Here is a 1,130-nt window from a genome sequence, read left to right as displayed (position 1 = left end):
GCTTTGGCGCATGYCGCCTCCAAACATCTGCCGAACCTTCCAACACCTTTCTATGAATTCGTGAGAGCCCGCCAAAACGGCTCCAAATGGACAGCCGAGCCCCTTGGTGAAGTCGATCCCCACGGCATCAACGCAGTCAGCGTAAGCCGCGGGTGGCAGGCCTGATCTGACTGAGGCGTTGAACAGTCGCGCTCCGTCCATATAGGTCTTGAGCCCGATGGAGCGTCCGAGATCGGTCACGGCCTTGAGTTGATCCAGCGGCCACACTGCGCCGCCGCCGAGATTGGTCGTTTGCTCGACCCAAAGTACCGCGCCTGTCGCATAGTGATGACCGCTCTTGCCGGTTATAGAATTTGCCAGTTCGACCTGTTCGGCGGTGAACATGCCCCGTACCCCGTCCACAGGATAGACTTGTGCGTTGGCGAGAGCTGCCGGACCGCCAGCTTCGAAAGTCAAAACATGAGAGCCGCGCTCTGCGATCAAGATGTCGCCGCGAGGACACATGGCATAGAGCGCAACTTCGTTGCACATGGTGCCGGAAGTCATGAAGATCGCGTCCTGTTTGCCGAGCAGGTCCGCTACTTTCGCCAACAGTGCAGAGGTGGTGGGGTCTTCTTTGCGCTGCTCGTCTCCGACGCGCGCAGTCAAAACGGTTTCCAGCATCTCCCTTGATGGGAGTGTCCGGCAGTCGCTGTAAAAATCAAACATGATGGCCTCTTGAAGTTGCCGGCAGAAAATAACCGCGTGCTCGATGCGCTCAAAATGCCTTCTGATTTGCAGGCTATGCGATTATGATATGGGGAAGGACCAGGTACTCGAATTGGGAAACCGAGAGTGAGCAACAGTGGATTGAACGCCAGGCTGATTGAAACCTTTCGGGCCATTATGATGGTGGGAACAGTCACCGGTGCGGCCGAGATGCTTCATACGTCGCAGCCTGCGCTGAGCAGATCCCTGCAGAGGCTTGAGTCAGTTGTTGGATTGAGTTTGTTTAAAAGGACCAAGGGGCGGTTAGTCCCAACGGCACATGCCTTGGCGTTTTTCGAAGAAGTCCAGAAATCGTATATAGGCCTCGAGCATCTCGCGCACGTAGCCCAGAAACTCAAAACGCTGAAGGCTGGCCACATCAG

Annotated in this window: 2 protein-coding genes; one reads left to right on the top strand and one right to left on the bottom strand. The window is 56.1% G+C overall.

All coding sequences use genetic code 11. The features are described from left to right. Positions 1 to 708: threonine aldolase family protein (locus ACXJ7R_RS33765; protein ID WP_457155576.1), on the bottom strand; the 708-nt coding region annotated here is incomplete at its 3' end. 126 nt (positions 709 to 834) lie between these two features. Here ACXJ7R_RS33765 and ACXJ7R_RS33760 point away from each other — a divergent pair. Beyond that, positions 835 to 1,130 (top strand): LysR family transcriptional regulator (locus tag ACXJ7R_RS33760; RefSeq protein ID WP_457155575.1); only part of this gene is annotated, 296 nt, incomplete at its 3' end.

The sequence above is a fragment of the Mesorhizobium sp. P5_C1 genome, assembly GCF_054049815.1.
The sequence above is the reverse complement of the archived record's forward strand: the minus strand, read 5'-3'. Positions and strand labels throughout refer to the sequence as shown.